At 70.9% G+C, this 14,934-nt stretch carries 19 protein-coding genes; 11 read left to right on the forward strand and 8 right to left on the reverse strand.

Annotation, left to right across the window (positions count from 1 at the left end; translation table 11 throughout):
- Positions 1 to 50 precede the first annotated feature (50 nt).
- Together QUG93_RS14665 and QUG93_RS14670 are read right to left on the reverse strand one after the other, a co-directional pair.
- Positions 51 to 449 (reverse strand): hypothetical protein, encoded by a 399-nt coding sequence (locus QUG93_RS14665; protein WP_289475073.1) that lies wholly within the window; start codon positions 447 to 449, stop codon positions 51 to 53.
- Positions 446 to 895, reverse strand: a complete 450-nt coding sequence (locus QUG93_RS14670) for a hypothetical protein (protein WP_289475217.1) — start codon at positions 893 to 895, stop codon at positions 446 to 448. Before QUG93_RS14670 ends, QUG93_RS14665 begins: the two co-directional genes overlap by 4 nt.
- Before the next feature lie 209 nt (positions 896 to 1,104).
- Between QUG93_RS14670 and QUG93_RS14675 the strand changes: the two genes are divergently transcribed.
- Positions 1,105 to 2,445: a lytic polysaccharide monooxygenase gene (locus QUG93_RS14675; protein ID WP_353067777.1), complete on the forward strand. Its 1,341-nt coding sequence runs from the start codon at positions 1,105 to 1,107 to the stop codon at positions 2,443 to 2,445.
- A 71-nt stretch (positions 2,446 to 2,516) separates the two neighbouring features.
- Here the strand turns inward: QUG93_RS14675 and QUG93_RS14680 are convergent, their stop codons facing one another.
- Both QUG93_RS14680 and QUG93_RS14685 read right to left on the reverse strand, forming a co-directional pair.
- Positions 2,517 to 3,386: an SMP-30/gluconolactonase/LRE family protein gene (locus QUG93_RS14680; RefSeq protein ID WP_289475082.1), complete on the reverse strand. Its 870-nt coding sequence runs from the start codon at positions 3,384 to 3,386 to the stop codon at positions 2,517 to 2,519.
- Between the two features lie 145 nt (positions 3,387 to 3,531).
- Complete coding sequence (locus tag QUG93_RS14685) at positions 3,532 to 4,866, reverse strand: MFS transporter (RefSeq protein ID WP_289475087.1); 1,335 nt, start codon at positions 4,864 to 4,866, stop codon at positions 3,532 to 3,534.
- 287 nt (positions 4,867 to 5,153) lie between these two features.
- Between QUG93_RS14685 and QUG93_RS14690 the strand changes: the two genes are divergently transcribed.
- Positions 5,154 to 5,894, forward strand: coding sequence for an SGNH/GDSL hydrolase family protein (locus tag QUG93_RS14690; protein ID WP_289475090.1), 741 nt, complete (start codon positions 5,154 to 5,156; stop codon positions 5,892 to 5,894).
- Positions 5,895 to 6,096: 202 nt separating this feature from the next.
- Here the strand turns inward: QUG93_RS14690 and QUG93_RS14695 are convergent, their stop codons facing one another.
- On the reverse strand, positions 6,097 to 7,038 hold the full coding sequence (locus QUG93_RS14695; RefSeq protein WP_289475093.1) for a LysR family transcriptional regulator: 942 nt from the start codon (positions 7,036 to 7,038) through the stop codon (positions 6,097 to 6,099).
- A 119-nt stretch (positions 7,039 to 7,157) separates the two neighbouring features.
- Here QUG93_RS14695 and QUG93_RS14700 point away from each other — a divergent pair, with 119 nt between their 5' ends.
- The gene (locus QUG93_RS14700; protein ID WP_289475095.1) at positions 7,158 to 8,171 is read left to right on the forward strand and encodes a putative oxygenase MesX; all 1,014 of its coding nucleotides are present in this window, start codon (positions 7,158 to 7,160) and stop codon (positions 8,169 to 8,171) included.
- A 20-nt stretch (positions 8,172 to 8,191) separates the two neighbouring features.
- Positions 8,192 to 9,241, forward strand: a complete 1,050-nt coding sequence (locus tag QUG93_RS14705) for a methionine synthase (protein ID WP_289475098.1) — start codon at positions 8,192 to 8,194, stop codon at positions 9,239 to 9,241.
- A 60-nt stretch (positions 9,242 to 9,301) separates the two neighbouring features.
- On the opposite strand, the gene QUG93_RS14710 is transcribed toward QUG93_RS14705, so the two are convergent.
- On the reverse strand, positions 9,302 to 9,856 hold the full coding sequence (locus QUG93_RS14710) for a hypothetical protein (protein WP_289475101.1): 555 nt from the start codon (positions 9,854 to 9,856) through the stop codon (positions 9,302 to 9,304).
- 63 nt (positions 9,857 to 9,919) lie between these two features.
- Between QUG93_RS14710 and QUG93_RS14715 the strand changes: the two genes are divergently transcribed.
- The 6 genes from QUG93_RS14715 to QUG93_RS14740 all read left to right on the forward strand — a co-directional run bounded on the left by QUG93_RS14715 (position 9,920) and on the right by QUG93_RS14740 (position 12,626).
- On the forward strand, positions 9,920 to 10,345 hold the full coding sequence (locus tag QUG93_RS14715) for a hypothetical protein (protein WP_289475104.1): 426 nt from the start codon (positions 9,920 to 9,922) through the stop codon (positions 10,343 to 10,345).
- Between the two features lie 11 nt (positions 10,346 to 10,356).
- Positions 10,357 to 10,854, forward strand: a complete 498-nt coding sequence (locus QUG93_RS14720; protein WP_289475106.1) for an RES family NAD+ phosphorylase — start codon at positions 10,357 to 10,359, stop codon at positions 10,852 to 10,854.
- Positions 10,855 to 10,933: 79 nt separating this feature from the next.
- The gene (locus QUG93_RS14725) at positions 10,934 to 11,449 is read left to right on the forward strand and encodes an SdpI family protein (protein WP_289475109.1); all 516 of its coding nucleotides are present in this window, start codon (positions 10,934 to 10,936) and stop codon (positions 11,447 to 11,449) included.
- Between the two features lie 21 nt (positions 11,450 to 11,470).
- Complete coding sequence (locus QUG93_RS14730) at positions 11,471 to 12,028, forward strand: histidine phosphatase family protein (RefSeq protein WP_289475112.1); 558 nt, start codon at positions 11,471 to 11,473, stop codon at positions 12,026 to 12,028.
- Positions 12,029 to 12,185: 157 nt separating this feature from the next.
- A complete protein-coding gene (locus QUG93_RS14735; protein WP_289475114.1) occupies positions 12,186 to 12,359 on the forward strand; it encodes a hypothetical protein in 174 nt (57 codons plus the stop codon).
- Between the two features lie 96 nt (positions 12,360 to 12,455).
- Positions 12,456 to 12,626 (forward strand): hypothetical protein, encoded by a 171-nt coding sequence (locus QUG93_RS14740; protein ID WP_289475120.1) that lies wholly within the window; start codon positions 12,456 to 12,458, stop codon positions 12,624 to 12,626.
- 357 nt (positions 12,627 to 12,983) lie between these two features.
- Here the strand turns inward: QUG93_RS14740 and QUG93_RS14745 are convergent, their stop codons facing one another.
- Complete coding sequence (locus QUG93_RS14745) at positions 12,984 to 13,613, reverse strand: TetR/AcrR family transcriptional regulator (protein ID WP_289475123.1); 630 nt, start codon at positions 13,611 to 13,613, stop codon at positions 12,984 to 12,986.
- Between the two features lie 92 nt (positions 13,614 to 13,705).
- Here QUG93_RS14745 and QUG93_RS14750 point away from each other — a divergent pair, with 92 nt between their 5' ends.
- Positions 13,706 to 14,452, forward strand: a complete 747-nt coding sequence (locus QUG93_RS14750) for an SDR family NAD(P)-dependent oxidoreductase (protein WP_289475126.1) — start codon at positions 13,706 to 13,708, stop codon at positions 14,450 to 14,452.
- 37 nt (positions 14,453 to 14,489) lie between these two features.
- Here the strand turns inward: QUG93_RS14750 and QUG93_RS14755 are convergent, their stop codons facing one another.
- Positions 14,490 to 14,888, reverse strand: a complete 399-nt coding sequence (locus tag QUG93_RS14755) for a VOC family protein (protein ID WP_289475127.1) — start codon at positions 14,886 to 14,888, stop codon at positions 14,490 to 14,492.
- Positions 14,889 to 14,934 lie beyond the last annotated feature (46 nt).

The following is a 14,934-nucleotide window of genomic DNA, read 5'->3' on the forward strand; positions in this document are numbered from 1 at the left end:
GCGCCTCCCGTCCGCACACGGTCGGCTGATCGACGCCCACCGACGGTGCGCTAGAACCAGCGCAGCAGGAGCTGCTCGACGACGTTCCGCGCGACGCCGAGCGGACCGGGGGCCGGCTCACCTGAGTCCCGCCCGACCGCCCGGAGGAGCGCGTCCTGCGCGGCCCGGTGGTCGCGGCGCTCGTCGCCGGCGTAGGACTCCGGTGGGTCGGTGCGCGCCGCACTGACGGCCTCGAGACGTGCGACGCCGTACCGGAAGCCGACCGGACGTGGTGCGGACTCGATCAGGGCGACGACGCGTTCGTGGGAGTACGTGTCGGCGCACCCGGCGGCCCGACGGACGAGATCCGTCAGACCCCGCAGTCCCGCCTCGGACGACACCGACCGCACCTGCACGATGCGCGCCCGACTGCAGAGGTCGTACAGCAGGCCCTCGTCGACCACGGTCATCCGGCGGTCGCCCCACCGGTGCCCGCAGCCCGGCGGACGAGGTCGCGGAGCCGTCCCTCGACGTCGTCGGTCCACTCGACGACCGCGAACGAGGTGGCCCACATCGCGCCGTCGTCCAGCGCTGCGTCCTCCTGGAACCCGATCGTGGCGTACCGCGACCCGAACTTCGACGCCGGCTGCACGAACGTCACGACCTTGCCGTCCCGGGCGTACGAGGGGAATCCGTACCAGGTCTTCGGATCGAGGTCGGGCGCGACCTCCGTCACCAGGACGTGGAACCGCGAGGCGAGGGTCTGGTCGAAGCCGGTGAGCTGCTCGATGGCGGTGGTGCAGGCCTCGCGTTCGGCCTCGCGCTTCGCCGCTCCCTTCAGCCCTCGCGTCGCCCGACGCTCGTCGGCCGCCTGCTGCATCGCTGCGCGCTCCGCCTCGCTGAACACGGTCGCCATCTCGACTCCTTCGTCACGGGTGGTGCTCACGCCCGCCCTCCGTCGGTCCGCGCGGCGCACGAACCCGTCCCGAGCATCATCGCGCACCAGCACCGAGGGCGTCGAGCGCACCGATGTCCACCTTCGTCGACCCCCGTCACCGGTCCTGTGGCTGCGATCGTGCTGCGCAGGCGGGCCAGCCCCGCACGACCACGACAGATCGGATCCCCATGCGTCCCCACAAGCCCGTCGCACTGCTGTGTGCCTCGGCCGCCGTCGCGATCGGCGCCACCGTCCTCATCCCGTCCGCCGCGTTCGCACACGGGTTCGTCGGCGACGACTCGGGCAACCCGACCCACACGCTGACCGCTCGCGCCGCACTGAAGGCCAACGGCGACATGGGCGGCGCGCAGTGGGAGCCGCAGAGCCTCGAGGCCCCGAAGGGCTTCCCCGCCTCCGGCCCCGCCGACGGGCACCTCGCCTCCGCCGGCCACGAGCAGTGGTCGGCGCTCGACGAACAGCGCGAGGACCGCTGGCAGAAGAACGTCGTCGAACAGGGCGACGTCACCGTCGACTGGACGTTCACCGCGCCGCACATGACGTCGCAGTGGCGCTACTTCATGACCAAGGAGGGCTGGGACCCGAACGACGCGCTCGACCGCGACGACCTCGAGCTCATCGAGACCGTCTCGCACGACGGCTCCGCCGCGTCGAACAACCCGTCCCACGAGATCACGATCCCGTCCGACCGCGAGGGCTACCACGTCATCTACGCGGTCTGGGACGTCGCGGACACCGCGAACGCGTTCTACAACGTCATCGACGTCGACGTGCAGCCCGCCGACGGCGAGACCCCGGAGCCCGGCGAGGACACCGAGGCCCCCGGCCTGGTGCCGGACGCCGCCGTCCGCGCGGTCAGCTCCACCGAGGCCGAGATCACCTGGGGTGCCGGGTCCGACGACCGCGGTGTCGCCCGCTACCAGGTCGTCCAGCTCGGGTCCACGCAGGACGAGTTCCGCGTCCTCGAGGAACACGCCGCGACCGCACGATCGACGCGGCTGACGGGGCTGCAGCCGGGTGCGCTCTACAGCTTCGGCGTCCGCGCGGTCGACGCAGCGGGCAACATCGGCGTCGCGCACTCGATCCTGACCGTCCGGATGCCGGAGCACCTCCACGACATGGGCACGACGGAGTCCACCGTCGCGCTCATGTGGACCGCCGGGGACGACACCGCGGGCGTCCGCTACGAGGTGTTCCGCGACGGCGAGCGGGTCGGCGAGACGGGCGCGACGAACTTCGTCGACGTCGGCCTCCGGGCCGGCTCGCGGCACGAGTACACCGTCCGGGCCGTCAACCTCGACGGGATCGCCTCGGCGGCGTCGAACACGCACGTCGCGACCACGAAGGGCGACGCGGGCTCGGAGTACCCGAGTTGGGACGCGCACGGCGCGTACACGAAGGGCGACCGCGTGACGCACCAGGGCAGGACCTACGAGGCCGTGCAGTCCCACCAGGGCCACGGCGACCCGAACTGGATCACCGCGCTGTCGCTCTGGCGGCCGCTCGGCTGACACCCGTCGACGGCCACGACGAACGGACGGAGGGGAGGCACGGTGTCAGCTGGCACCGTGCCTCCCCTCCGTCACGCGGTCGCGCCCGGGACCGCGACCCGGACCGCGCTGATGCGTCCGGCGCGCGTCCGACCCGTCACCGCCGGGTCGTAGCTGTCCGCGGTCGCCAGGTACAGCGTCCGGCCGTCCTCGCCGCCGAGGGCGCAGTCGATCGCGCACAGTCCCGGGGCGTCGATGCGGTCCGTGACCGTGCCGCCCTCGACGACCCGGAGGAACTCGCCGGTGTCCACCGAGCACACCCAGATGCCGCCCTCCGTGTCGACCGTGCTGCCGTCCGGCGTGACGCCGTCCGGCAGGGCCGCCCACTCGCGCCGGCCGTCGAGCGACCCGTCGGCCGCGATGTCGAACGCGGTCAGTCGCCCGCCCCAGGTCTCGCTCACGACCAGGGTGCGGGTGCCCGGCAGCACGTTCATGCTGTTCGGGAAGACGAGCCCGTCCGCGACCCGGCGCACGGAGCCGTCCACGTCGACGAGCCACAGCGGTCCGGGGCGCAGGTCCTCGCCGCCGTACAGGTCGTACCCGAAGGCGCCGAGGTACGTGCGGCCGGTCACTTCGTCGACGACCAGGTCGTTGACGAGCGAGGACTCGACCGACGACAGGTCGGCGAACACCGAGCTCGCGCCGTCCCCGTCGACGGCGACGAGCGTCCGCGCGTTCATCGCACTGACGACCAGCCGACCGTCGGACAGCCAGCCGAGCCCGGACGACTGCCCCTCGATCGTCGTCTCGAGTCGTGGCCCGCCGCCCGCGACCGGGTCGAGGGAGAACACCTCGCCCGTGTGCATGTCGGAGTACCAGAGCCGGCCGTCGTGCCAGCGGTTGCCCTCGGGGAAGCGGATGCCGGAGACGACCTCGGTCGCGGTGTCGATGGTGGTGTGCACCGGCCCAGCCTGCCAGCCGCTGTCGGAGGACGACCCCGACGGGGTACGGAGCGGCACCGGAGCGGCACCCACGACGGACGGGAGGCGCGGTGCCAGCTGGCACCGCGCCTCCCGTCCGTCGGTCAGGACCGCTCCGGACCGAGCGTCAGCGGACCTTCTTGATCGGGAAGATCGCGAGCGCTCCGATGACGGCGGCGACCGCACAGACCGAGAACCACAACGCGTAGTTGTTGCCGCCCGGGTCGCTGACGTAGACGAGCACGCCGCCGATGAGCGGGGCGATCGTCTGCGGCAGGGCGTTCGCGATGTTGAAGACGCCGAGGTCCTTGCCGGAGTCGTCCGGGTTCGGCAGGACGTCGACGACGAGGGCGAGGTCCACGCCCACGTAGAAGCCGTACGCGATGCCGAGCAGCGCCTCGAGGATGAAGAACGTCGGGACGTCCTGCACGAAGATCAGCGCGAAGGTACCGACCGCGAACAGGGCGGTGGAGCTCCACACGAAGACCTTGCGGCGGCCCAGACGGTCGGACAGCCAGCCGGCCAGGTAGCTCGCCGCGATGAGCCCGATCGTGTAGATGAGCACGCTGGTCGAGATGACGGCGGGGATGTCCCGCTCCTCGACGCCGACGTGGTTCAGCAGGTAGAAGAACCGGAACGTGGTGAAGCCGAAGCTCGCGAAGGTGATGAGGAAGCGCGACCACCAGGCGAGCGCGTAGTCGGGGTGCTTGCGTGGGCTGACCCAGAACGTCTCGACCCAGTCGCGGAACGACGCACGCGGCGGGGCCTCGGGCAGCTGACGGTCGGGCAGGACGACCGCGAAGACGACCATGACGATGATCGCGAGCACCGCGGGGCCGACGAACATGATGACGAGCTGGTCGGTGAACGCCTGCGCGACGTAGGTGCCGCCGAGGATGCCGACGTTCTGCATGATGCCGATCGCAGCGGTGATCTTGCCGCGCTGGAAGCTCGGCACCTGGTCGGCGATCGTCGTGATGAAGGGCGCGAGCGCCATGTTCGCGCCGAGCTGGGCGAGCGACCAGCCGATCGTGGCCACCAGGAGCGACGGGGCGAGCGCCATGATGAGGAACGCGCCCGTCATGATGACCGTGCCGGCGACGATCCAGATGCGGCGCCGGCCGAAGCGGCTGGTCGTGCGGTCGGAGAGCCGGCCGAAGACGACGTTCGCGACGGTGGCGAACAGCGCGCCGAACCCGCCGAGCACCGCAGCAGCACCGGTGGCGCCGTCCTCCGAGATGACGCCCGCGGCCACGAGCGACTGGATCTTGATGCCGATGCCGACGATCGCCGGACCGAGCAGCGCGATGAAGAAGACCAGCTGCGCCGTGAGGAGCCAGAAGACGTAGCTCTTCTTCGCTGGCTGCGTGGGCTCGGGGAAGCCGAACCGGCCCCTCGAGGTCGCTGTCGACGTGGTCATGCCCGAGGGCATCCCCGCCGCGGATCCGCTCGTCGTCGTCATTGCCGGTTCCTCTCACCGTTGAGCATCGGAGCACGACGCGGTCCTCCGGAACGAAAACCTAACGTCGTACGGTATCGAGTATGTACGGAGCGCGATGGTGGTGCAACGCCTCGTCCGCAATGTGTCGTCGGGGACGCACGACGCGGAGCGGGGCCGACGGCGGACGGGAGGCGACCGCGGTTGATGAACGCGTCGTGGTGCACGCTGGCGGCGACGTCGAGGAAGGCGGGCCCGCGCCCGAGCCGGGCCCGGGACCCCGCTCTGGCGACGGTGGCAGGATGTCGACGATGCACACCAAGTTCGCGGTGATCGGCGACAGCTTCGCCGAGGGGCTCGGCGACGAGTGGCCCGACGGCTCGCCCCGGGGGTGGGCCGACCTCGTCGCCGGCGGCCTCGCCGCGACCTCCGACCACCAGGTCGACTACGCCAACCTCGCGGTCCGCGGCAAGCTGCTCGCACCGATCCTCGACGACCAGCTCCCCGCCGCCCTGGCCCTCGGGCCGGACCTGCTGAGCGTCAGTGGCGGCAACAACGACATCCTCCGCCCGCGGGTGTCGATCGCCGCCAACGCCGGACGCATCGCGGCCGGGCTCGACGCTGCCGTCCGCACCGGCACCGACGTGCTCTTCGTCACCGTCGCGGACATGACCCGGCACCTGCCGCTCGGCCGGCTCGTCCGGCGACGCGGGGACGAGTACGCGGACCACATCCGGTCCTGGGCGAACCGACCGAACGTCACCGTGGTCGACAACTGGACGGATCCGGCCTTCCACGACAGCGCACTGTGGGCACCGGACCGGCTCCACCTCAACACCCTCGGGCACCGGCGGGTCGCCGCGAACGTCCTGACCGCCCTGGGCGCCACGGTGCCGACGTGGGACGAGGTCGTCCGGCCCACGGCGCGCGCGTCCACGCTCGAGCACCTCCGCGTCCACGTCCTGCCCTGGGTCGGGAGACGCCTCACCGGGCGGTCGTCCGGCGACGGGCGCGAACCGAAGAGCGCGACGCTCGGTCCGGTGCGCCGGTAGCGGGCGACGGCCCGGAGGCGCGACCCACTCGACGGAGGCGGGTCGTCACTCCGGGCCGGTCCCCGCGCACGCGGGACACGACCGAACGCAGACGGGTCGCGCCTCCGAGCCGGTCAGCGTCACACGACCCGCCTGGCGGACGCGCGTCGCGCCTCCCGACCGGGTGCCGCCCGGGCGACCGGCGCAGGTCGGCCCGCAGGGCCTAGCCCAGCAGCTCGACCCCGTAGCTGACGACGACCGCGCGCAGCTCCTCCAGGTACGTCTGCGCCTGTTCCGTCAGGGGCACCGAGGAGTGCGCGATCCACCCGATCTCGATCCGCTCGTCGACGTCGAGCGGGATCGCGACGATCTCCGGGTCGAGGTCGTCGCTGATGAGCCCGGTCGAGATCGTGTACCCACCGAGGCCGATCATGAGGTTGAAGATCGTCGCCCGGTCCGACACCCGGATCTCCCGCTTGCTCGACATCGTCGACAGGATCTCCTCGGCCAGGTAGAAGGAGTTGTTCGCACCCTGGTCGAACGTCAGCCGTGGCAGCTCGGCGAGGTCGTCGAGCGTCGCCCGCTCCTGCGACGCCAACGGGTTCCGCCGGGCGACGAAGACGTGCGGCTGCGCGACGAACAGCGGCGTGAACACGACACCGGCGTCCCGCATCAGCTTGCCGAGGACCTGCCGGTTGAAGTCGTTGCGGTAGAGGATGCCGACCTCGCTCCGCAGTGTCCGGACGTCCTCGATGATGTCCCACGTCCGGGTCTCCCGCAGGGAGAACTCGTACTGGTCCGCGTCAGCACCCTCGACCATCCGGACGAACGCCTCGACGGCGAACGAGTAGTGCTGTGCCGACACCCCGAGCAGCCGACGCGACGCCTGGCGCCCGACGTACCGCTGCTCGAGCAACGAGACCTGCTCGACGACCTGGCGGGCGTACCCGAGGAACTCGACGCCGTCGACGGTGAGCACGACCCCACGCGCGGACCGCGTGAAGAGCGGTCGGCCGATCCGCGCCTCCAGGTCCTTCATCGCGGCCGACATGGTCGGCTGCGAGACGTAGAGCAGGTCGGCAGCCGCGCTGATCGACCCCTCGGAGGCGACCTCGATGAAGTAGCGCAGCTGCTGCAGGGTGATGTCGTTCGCAACGCGAGCCATAGGAACAGGCTATGCGACTGCATAGCGTCTCGGTATTACCTGATGACCCGCGCCTCCCGTCATGATCGGAGGACCCTTCCCACAGTGCCCGCGGGCGCTCGACGACCGGACTGCGGACCATGGCGAACGACATCACCTTCAGCATCAGCAGGACACGCTTCGACGAGGACTACTCCCCCGCCGAGAGCTCGCGTCTGACGACGAACTTCGCGAACCTGGCCCGCGGAGAGCACCGCCAGCAGAACCTCCGCAACGCGCTCGCGCTCATCAACGGGCGCTGCAACGACCTGGCCGGTGACCCGGACGCGGATCGCTACCGCGTCGAGCTGGACATCGTGTCGGTGACGATGCAGTTCGAGGACGGCGGTCTGGTCGAGCGCTTCCCCCTGATCGAGGTGCTCGACGTCACGATCGTCGACCAGCACTCCGGCGAGCGCCACCAGGGCATCGTCGGCAACAACTTCTCGTCGTACCTCCGCGACCACGACTTCGCCGTCCGCCTGCCGTCGGCGCCCTCGCTCCCCGCGGACTTCGGGCTGCTGCACGGGCAGCTCTTCCAGCACTTCCTGCGGTCCGACGCCTTCCGGTCGCAGTTCGACGCGGAGCCGGTCGTCTGCATCAGCGTCTCGACGAGCCAGACCTACCGGCAGACGGGCGTCGTCCACCCGGTCCTCGGCGCGGAGTACGAGCACGAGCACTCATCGCTCACCGACGACTACTTCGGCCGCATGGGCATGCAGGTCCGGTACTTCATGCCGCCGGGTGCGAAGGCGCCGCTGGCGTTCTACACGCGCGGTGACCTGACCGGCGACCACGACGACCTGCAGCTGATCGGCACGATCGCCACCATGGAGACGTTCCAGAAGATCTACCGCCCGGAGATCTACAACGCGAACGAGACCGCTCCGAGCACCTTCCGCCCGACGCTCGACCACGACGACTGGGCGTCGACCGGCATCGCCTACGACCGCGAGGAGCGCAGCCGCCTCGGCGTCACGCAGGGCCGGTGGACCGAGGAGCACCTCGTGGCACCGCACCGCGACTTCCTCGATGGCTGGCTCGCCGAGCAGACCGCCCTCGCCGGGCAGACGACCATCGCCGACCAGCCCGCGCCCGCCGCCCTCGCCCACTGACCGACTGGACCTCCACGCGCATGAGCACCCTCCTCCCCACCTCGATCGTCGGCAGTCTGCCGAAGCCCTCCTGGCTGGCCGAGCCCGAGCGCCTCTGGTCCCCATGGCTGCTCGAGGGAGACACGCTGGTCGAGGGCAAGCAGGACGCCCTCCGCGCCGCCGTCCACGAGCAGGAGCGCAACGGCATCGACATCGTCAGCGACGGCGAGCAGACCCGCCAGCACTTCGTCACGACGTTCATCGAGCACCTCGACGGCATCGACCAGGAGCGCAAGGAGACCGTCCGGATCCGCGACCGCTACGACGCCGCGGTCCCGACCGTCGTCGGCGCCGTCAGCCGCCCGAAGCCGGTGTTCGTCGAGGACGCGAAGTTCCTCCGCGCCCAGACCGACCGCCCGATCAAGTGGGCGCTCCCTGGCCCGATGACCATGATCGACACCCTCTCCGACCAGCACTACAAGAGCCGCGAGAAGCTGGCGTGGGAGTTCGCCACGATCCTCAACCAGGAGGCCCGCGAGCTGCAGGAGGCCGGTGTCGACGTCATCCAGTTCGACGAGCCCGCCTTCACCGTCTTCCACGACGAGGTGCAGGACTGGGGTGTCGCTGCGCTCGAGCGTGCCGCCGAGGGCTTGCGCGCCGAGACCGCCGTGCACATCTGCTACGGCTACGGCATCGAGGCGAACAACAGGTGGAAGGAGACCCTCGGCGCCGAGTGGCGGCAGTACGAGCAGTCGTTCCCGCTCCTGCAGCAGTCGTCGATCGACATCGTCTCGCTCGAGTGCATCCACTCCCACGTCCCGCTCGAACTCGTCGAGCTCATCCGTGGCAAGAAGGTCATGCTCGGCGCGATCGACGTCGCCACCGAGCGGGTCGAGACGCCGGACGAGGTCGCCGCGGTCCTCCGCCGCGCGCTCGACCACGTCGACGCCGACAAGCTCATCCCGAGCACCAACTGCGGCATGGCGCCGCTGGCGCGCGGGGCGGCCCTGCAGAAGCTCGCTGCGCTGTCCGCGGGTGCGGACATCGTGCGTGCCGAGTTGGCGAACGTCGCGGTGCCGGCAGCGCGGTAGCGGCGCGACTCCAGGCCGGCCTGGAGGCACGGCTCGGCTCCGGCAGGCGGGTCACGTCCGTCAGTCCTGACTGCCGAGGCTCATCCGGTCGAAGTCCCCCACGATGCACTGCGAACTGCCGTCGATCGTGTACCCGCGAGGATCAGCGCGGAAGTCGGACGACTCCACCGGGCCGCCCCTGCCCCGGACGCCGAGGATCGGGTCCTCGCCGCCGGTCTGGTACCGCTCCGTCGTGACCCCGAGCTCCTTCCAGTGCCGCTCCACCGCCTCGACGTCGGCCTTCGGGTCAGCGCTCGCTGCGCGGACCTTCGCGTAGACGTACTGCACGCCACCCTGCCCCAGGCCGAGACCACACTTCCCGAGCCCGGGGCCCTCACCGGTCCCCCAGCCGTCCCCCACCACATCAGTCGATCCCTCGACGAACGTGACGATGGACTGCTTCGCCTGCTCCGGGCTCGTCCCGATGCCGGCGCTGCAGCCGGTGAGGACGACGACAGTGAGCAGCGCCGCCGCGGTCGCTCGGAGACCGGCGACGGTCCCGTGCCGAGTCGAGTCCATGCGCATCTCCCCCAAATCGATGTACCGCAACGACCCTCCCACGATGATCTCGCGCATCGCCCGGACCCGCCGCGCGACCACTGACACAAGTAGGTCAGGCCGAGGGCGTTGACTACGCCCATGATCACCAAGAGCAAGATCCACGAGGTCGAGAACGCGACCGTCAAGGACCGCGACGGCGCATCGGTCGGCAAGGTCGCGCAGGTGTTCCCCTCCGCCGAGGACGGCAGCGCCGCCTACGTCAGTGTCGCGACCGGAGTGCTCGGGAATCACCACACGCTCGTCCCGGTCGAGGACGCCACGTTCGACGGCACCGACCTCCACGTCGGCTACTCGAAGAGCGCGATCAAGGACGCACCCTCTCCGGGAGCCGGGAACACCTTGACCGACACCGAGGCGAACGCCGTCCGCAAGCACTTCGGGTTGTCCCCGGCAGGCAAGGCGACCGGCGACATGGGCGACCCGCACGAGAACCTCGACCAGGCCGGTACCGGCCCTGCGGGCGCAGACGACACCGAGGGCGCGGGAGCGAGGCCGCCGGCCTGAGCCGCACCAGGATGAGCGACGACCGAGACATGTTCGCGCCGGAGGTGCGTGGCACCTTCTTCCGCGCGGTGGACCCGAGCTTCCGGGAATCCGCCATCGCAGGGTCACGGGCCGCAGGCCGGTACTCACGTGCTGACGAGCCCACGCTGTACCTCAGTTCGTCCGTCGAGGGCGTGGAGGCAGCACTTGTGGCGCATCCGGACACCCGCGCCACGGAGCCGGTGATCGTCGAGGTCGACGTGACGGCGCCCCGGATCGTCGACCTCCGCGACCCGGCGGCGGGCTTTGCAGCCGGGATCGACCTCGAAGATGCGACCGCCCCGTGGCAGCAGATCGTCGCCGACGGGGGTGTCCCGACCTCGTGGCTTGTCCGAGACCGCCTTGCCGCACTCGGCGCCGACGGACTGATCGACCCGTCGAGGAAACGTCCGGGGCTCTGGCACCTCGTGCTGTTCCGCTGGAACACCGACGACGCGCCGCAGGTCCACATCCGGACAGGGGCCGGCTGAGACCGTTGCCGGGTTCGACGACACGCAGGTGACACTGATACTTCGCCGTTCTCAACCGGGGGGCGCTAGCGTCGTCGGCATGGACGGTGCGGTGGTGTTCCCGATGGCCCTCGAAGTCGGGGCGGCTGCTCTTGTCACTTGGCTGACGTGGCGGGCCGCCAACGGCTCCCTGCCTAGGAACAGCCTCGCCGGCGTCCGGACGTCGATCACGATGTCCAGCGAGGCGGCCTGGCAGATCGGCCACCGTGCAGCGCTGCGCCCGACGATCATCTCAGGCCTCCTCGTGACGGCGTGGTGCGCGATCAGCATCGGAGTTCCAGCACTCCGCACACCTGCCGCCGTCCTCGTCGCCGCTGGTCTCCTCGTCGGCGGAGCACTCCTGTCCGTCCCGGCCGCCCACCGCGCCGTACGCCGAGCGTTGCCCGAGGCTGGAGGCGACGGCGCTCACGTTGATGGCTCCCCCACTACGCCGTCGGCATCGGGCATCACCGACGTCAACCCACGAGCAGTCCGCCGGTATCGCGAAGACCACCCGGGAACCACCATCCTGCAGGCCGCGGAGGCCGTCGCCCGTCTCGAGCGGGAGGGACACTGACGACGCCGGTACTGTCGAACGATGCTGTGCACGTGGGTGTCCCACCCCGAGGTGATCGTCGACCCAGCCGTCCGGATCCAGGACTGGGGCCTGTCGCCGGTCGGACGTGCCCGTGCAGCACGCGTCGCGGCGCTGTTCCCCCAGCCCCTCCGCATCGTCAGCAGCAGCGAGCGGAAGGCCCTGGACACCGCTGAGATCATCGCCGGGCAGTGGGCCTCGGAGTTCGAGGTCGCTGAGGACCTCGGCGAGATGGACCGCAGTGCGACCGGCTACCTCGACCCGAGGGAGTTCGAACCGACCGTCGACGCGTTCTTCGCCGAACCGCAGCGGTCCGTCCGCGGCTGGGAACGCGCGGTCGACGCCCAGAGCCGTGTCGAGCGCGCGGTCCGACGCATCGCGGCACAGACTCCCGAGCGGGGCATCGCGTTCGTCGCCCACGGCGGGGTCGGCGCGCTCCTGCTGGCGAGCCTCCGACGCGAGCGCGTCAGCCGAACACTCGATCAGCCCGCGATGGGCAGTTCGTTCACCTTCGACCCGCAGGACTGGACGGCGCTGTCGTCGTGGGAGCACGTCCGCTGAAGCGGCGCGTGGGTCGGCCAGCCCGGACCAGACACGGTTCATCCGCTCGACGGCAGTACCCTGACCTGCAGGGGAACACGGGGGACAGATCAGCGACGACGTGCCGGAACGATCGACGGCATGGCAGCTGGGGTGGCTCGCGGTGTCCGGACCAGCCGTGATCGTCGTCAGCGTGGTCCTGTACATCCTGCTGCACGCTGCTCTCATGGGCTACGCCGCGGTGTTGCTGCAGCTCTGGGTCCTGCCGCCGTCGTCTTCGGCATCTGTGCCGTCGTCACCGGTACACACGACCGGAAGCGGCAGCGGCGGGACGCCACCGGCGGCGCCGTGATCGGCATCGTCGGAGCCGTCCTGAGCGCCGCCGAACTCGTCGGCTTCGGCTCCCTGGTCGCCCTCCTCAGCCAAGTGTCCTGACCGAGGGCACCCCGTGGACGACCAGCGCACCATCACCGAGATGAACAGCCCCCGGAAGGGGTTCCGGGTCACGGCCCGGACCGGGTTCATCGTCGCGGCGGGGATGTTCTTCCTTCCGCTCGTCCTCCCGCTGGTCGGCGCCGGCGTCCATGCCGTGGCGATCGTCTCCACGACGGCCGCGTGAGCCGTGCTGGTGTCCGCGTCGTCGTTCGCGGCGATGACGGCCACTCCACGACGGCCGCGTGAGCCGTGCTGGTGTCCGCGTCGTCGTTCGCGGCGATGACGGCCACGAAGCCGGGCGGCCACCCGTAGGTGCACCAACTCTGGGCCGTCCCCGTCGCGATCATCGCGATGGCCCCCGGCGCCGCGATCGCACTCATGCTGTCCGGGTGGCTCGCATCGACGGTCCAGCACGCAACCAGGCGACGGGCGCATGCCGTCGCGGTTGCGGGATGCGCGCCTCCAGATCCGGATTGGAGGCGCGGCGGCGGTCCGTCCCGCCGCACGCGTTGCCGCGCGTCGCCCTGGTACAGGGCGACGATCAGTCCCAGGGACCGTCCGCGGTTCCGAGGTGCTCCGCACCCAGCGGCGTGATCGGCAGGGCCGCGAGGCTCGCGATCCCCACCTGCAGGAGCGCTGCGCGCGACGTCCCGACGCGCCCGACCGCACCCATCCCCTCGATGACCGCGCAGAAGTAGGTGCCGAGCGCCTCGGCGTCGGCATCGGCCTCGACCTCGCCGGCCGCCTGCGCTTCCACGATGCAGGCCGTGTAGCCCGCACGGATGGTGTCGAACGCCTCGGTCACGGTGGCGGCCACCTCGAGATCACGAGCCGACAGCTCCACCGCCGCGCGGAGCAGCAGCGACGGCGGGCCCTGCGCTGCCCCGTGCTCGACCGCCGCCGACACCAGCTGCGTCCGGATCCGCGCGATCGGGTGCTCCGAGCTCCGCAGGACGGCCTGCACGACCTCGACGGCCTCGGCGGTGTCGCTGAGGAACGCGCGCATGAAGAGTTCCTTCTTGCCGCCGAACGTGTTGTAGAGGCTCTGTCGGCCGAGCCCGGTCGCCGCGAGGAGGTCGTCAAGGGACGTGCCGTCGAACCCGGACTCCGCGAACGTCCGTCGGGCGCGCTCGACCACGTCGGCCTCGTCGAACTTGCGCGGTCGGGGCATGCGAACTCCTCGGAAGTCGTTGTTGACTGATCAGTCAAGCGCGAAGTACCGTTCTGGACCAAGTAGTCAACAACAATCACCAGGAGGGCATCGTGGCTGGAACACTGCAGGACAAGACCGCACTCGTCACCGGCGGGACGTCGGGCATCGGACTCGCGGTCGTGCGCCGCTTCGTCGCCGAGGGGGCACACGTCTTCGTCACCGGTCGGCGGCAGGAGGCGCTCGACGCCCTGCGCGACGAGCTCGGCGACGCGGTCACACCGATCCGCGCCGACGCCGCACGATCGGAGGACATCGCGACCGTCTTCGCCGCGGTCGCCGAGCGAGGGCGCGGACTGGACGCCGTGCACGCCAACGCCGGCGGCGGGGAGTTCAGGGCCCTCGACGCCGTCACGGCCGAGGACTTCGAGGCGACGTTCGGCACCAACGTCCGCGGGACCACCCTCACCGTGCAGGGCGCACTGCCGTTCCTGCACGAGGGATCCGCCGTCGTCGTCACCGGGTCCACGGCGGCGTCCGGCACCGAGCCGTCGTTCGGTCTGTACGGGGCGTCGAAGGCCGCGATCGCTGCCCTCACTCGCACGTGGGCGGCCGAACTCGCGCCGCGCGGCGTCCGGATCAACACGGTCGTCCCCGGACCGACGGAGACGCCCGGCCTCGCGGGCCTCGCCCCGGGCAGCCCGGAGGCGATGCTCCAGCAGATGGCGAGCGGGATGCCGTTCGGTCGGCTCCTCCGTCCCGAGGAGGTCGCCGCCACGGTGCTGTTCCTCGTGTCCGACCAGAGCTCGGGGATGACCGGCAGCGAGCTCCTCGTCGACGGCGGGAGCAGCATCGCCTGAGCTGGCCCGGTCGCCCGCCCCTGCCCCCGCCGCCTGCTCACTCGGCTCTCGGGCTGACCAGCTCGTCGGCGGTCGGCGTGCTGAACAGGTTGACGACGTTGCCGTCCGGATCGCGGACCAGCGCGGAGCGGTTGCCCCACGCCATCGTCGTCGGTTCGAGGACGACGGCATCGCTCGTCAGACCGAGCGCGGCGAACGCACCGTCGACGTCAGCGACCTCGAACTCGATGAACACCGAGCGGTTCGTCGCCGGGACGAGCGCGCCGCCGAGCATCGCCACGGTCGCCGTGCTGGCGATCGCGAGGTTCGCGCCGGGGCCGCTGAACCGTGCGAAGACCGGGGCGGGACGCTCGGCCTGCTGGCCCGTGACCCGCTCGTAGAAGGCGACGAGACCGTCGAGGTCATCGGTGACGATGCGGATGGATGCGAAGGACACGGGGGCTCCTGCGGTGACGCTGACGGGATGGAAGCCCCCAGTGTGG

Origin of the sequence: Curtobacterium caseinilyticum (assembly GCF_030363035.1) — a bacterium.
In the GTDB taxonomy this organism is placed as follows: domain Bacteria; phylum Actinomycetota; class Actinomycetes; order Actinomycetales; family Microbacteriaceae; genus Curtobacterium; species Curtobacterium caseinilyticum.

Bases quoted from the DNA above. Each gene is read 5' to 3' on its own strand.
- QUG93_RS14715 (WP_289475104.1), top strand. From the start codon at position 9,920: ATGATCACCAAGAGCAAGATCCACGAGGTCGAGAACGCGACCGTCAAG.
- QUG93_RS14705 (WP_289475098.1), top strand. From the start codon at position 8,192: ATGAGCACCCTCCTCCCCACCTCGATCGTCGGCAGTCTGCCGAAGCCC.
- QUG93_RS14710 (WP_289475101.1), bottom strand. From the start codon at position 9,856: ATGCGCGAGATCATCGTGGGAGGGTCGTTGCGGTACATCGATTTGGGG.
- QUG93_RS14745 (WP_289475123.1), bottom strand. From the start codon at position 13,613: ATGCCCCGACCGCGCAAGTTCGACGAGGCCGACGTGGTCGAGCGCGCC.
- QUG93_RS14730 (WP_289475112.1), top strand. From the start codon at position 11,471: ATGCTGTGCACGTGGGTGTCCCACCCCGAGGTGATCGTCGACCCAGCC.
- QUG93_RS14665 (WP_289475073.1), bottom strand. From the start codon at position 449: ATGACCGTGGTCGACGAGGGCCTGCTGTACGACCTCTGCAGTCGGGCG.
- QUG93_RS14690 (WP_289475090.1), top strand. From the start codon at position 5,154: ATGCACACCAAGTTCGCGGTGATCGGCGACAGCTTCGCCGAGGGGCTC.
- QUG93_RS14725 (WP_289475109.1), top strand. From the start codon at position 10,934: ATGGACGGTGCGGTGGTGTTCCCGATGGCCCTCGAAGTCGGGGCGGCT.
- QUG93_RS14720 (WP_289475106.1), top strand. From the start codon at position 10,357: ATGAGCGACGACCGAGACATGTTCGCGCCGGAGGTGCGTGGCACCTTC.
- QUG93_RS14695 (WP_289475093.1), bottom strand. From the start codon at position 7,038: ATGGCTCGCGTTGCGAACGACATCACCCTGCAGCAGCTGCGCTACTTC.
- QUG93_RS14670 (WP_289475217.1), bottom strand. From the start codon at position 895: ATGGCGACCGTGTTCAGCGAGGCGGAGCGCGCAGCGATGCAGCAGGCG.
- QUG93_RS14685 (WP_289475087.1), bottom strand. From the start codon at position 4,866: ATGACGACGACGAGCGGATCCGCGGCGGGGATGCCCTCGGGCATGACC.
- QUG93_RS14700 (WP_289475095.1), top strand. From the start codon at position 7,158: ATGGCGAACGACATCACCTTCAGCATCAGCAGGACACGCTTCGACGAG.
- QUG93_RS14675 (WP_353067777.1), top strand. From the start codon at position 1,105: ATGCGTCCCCACAAGCCCGTCGCACTGCTGTGTGCCTCGGCCGCCGTC.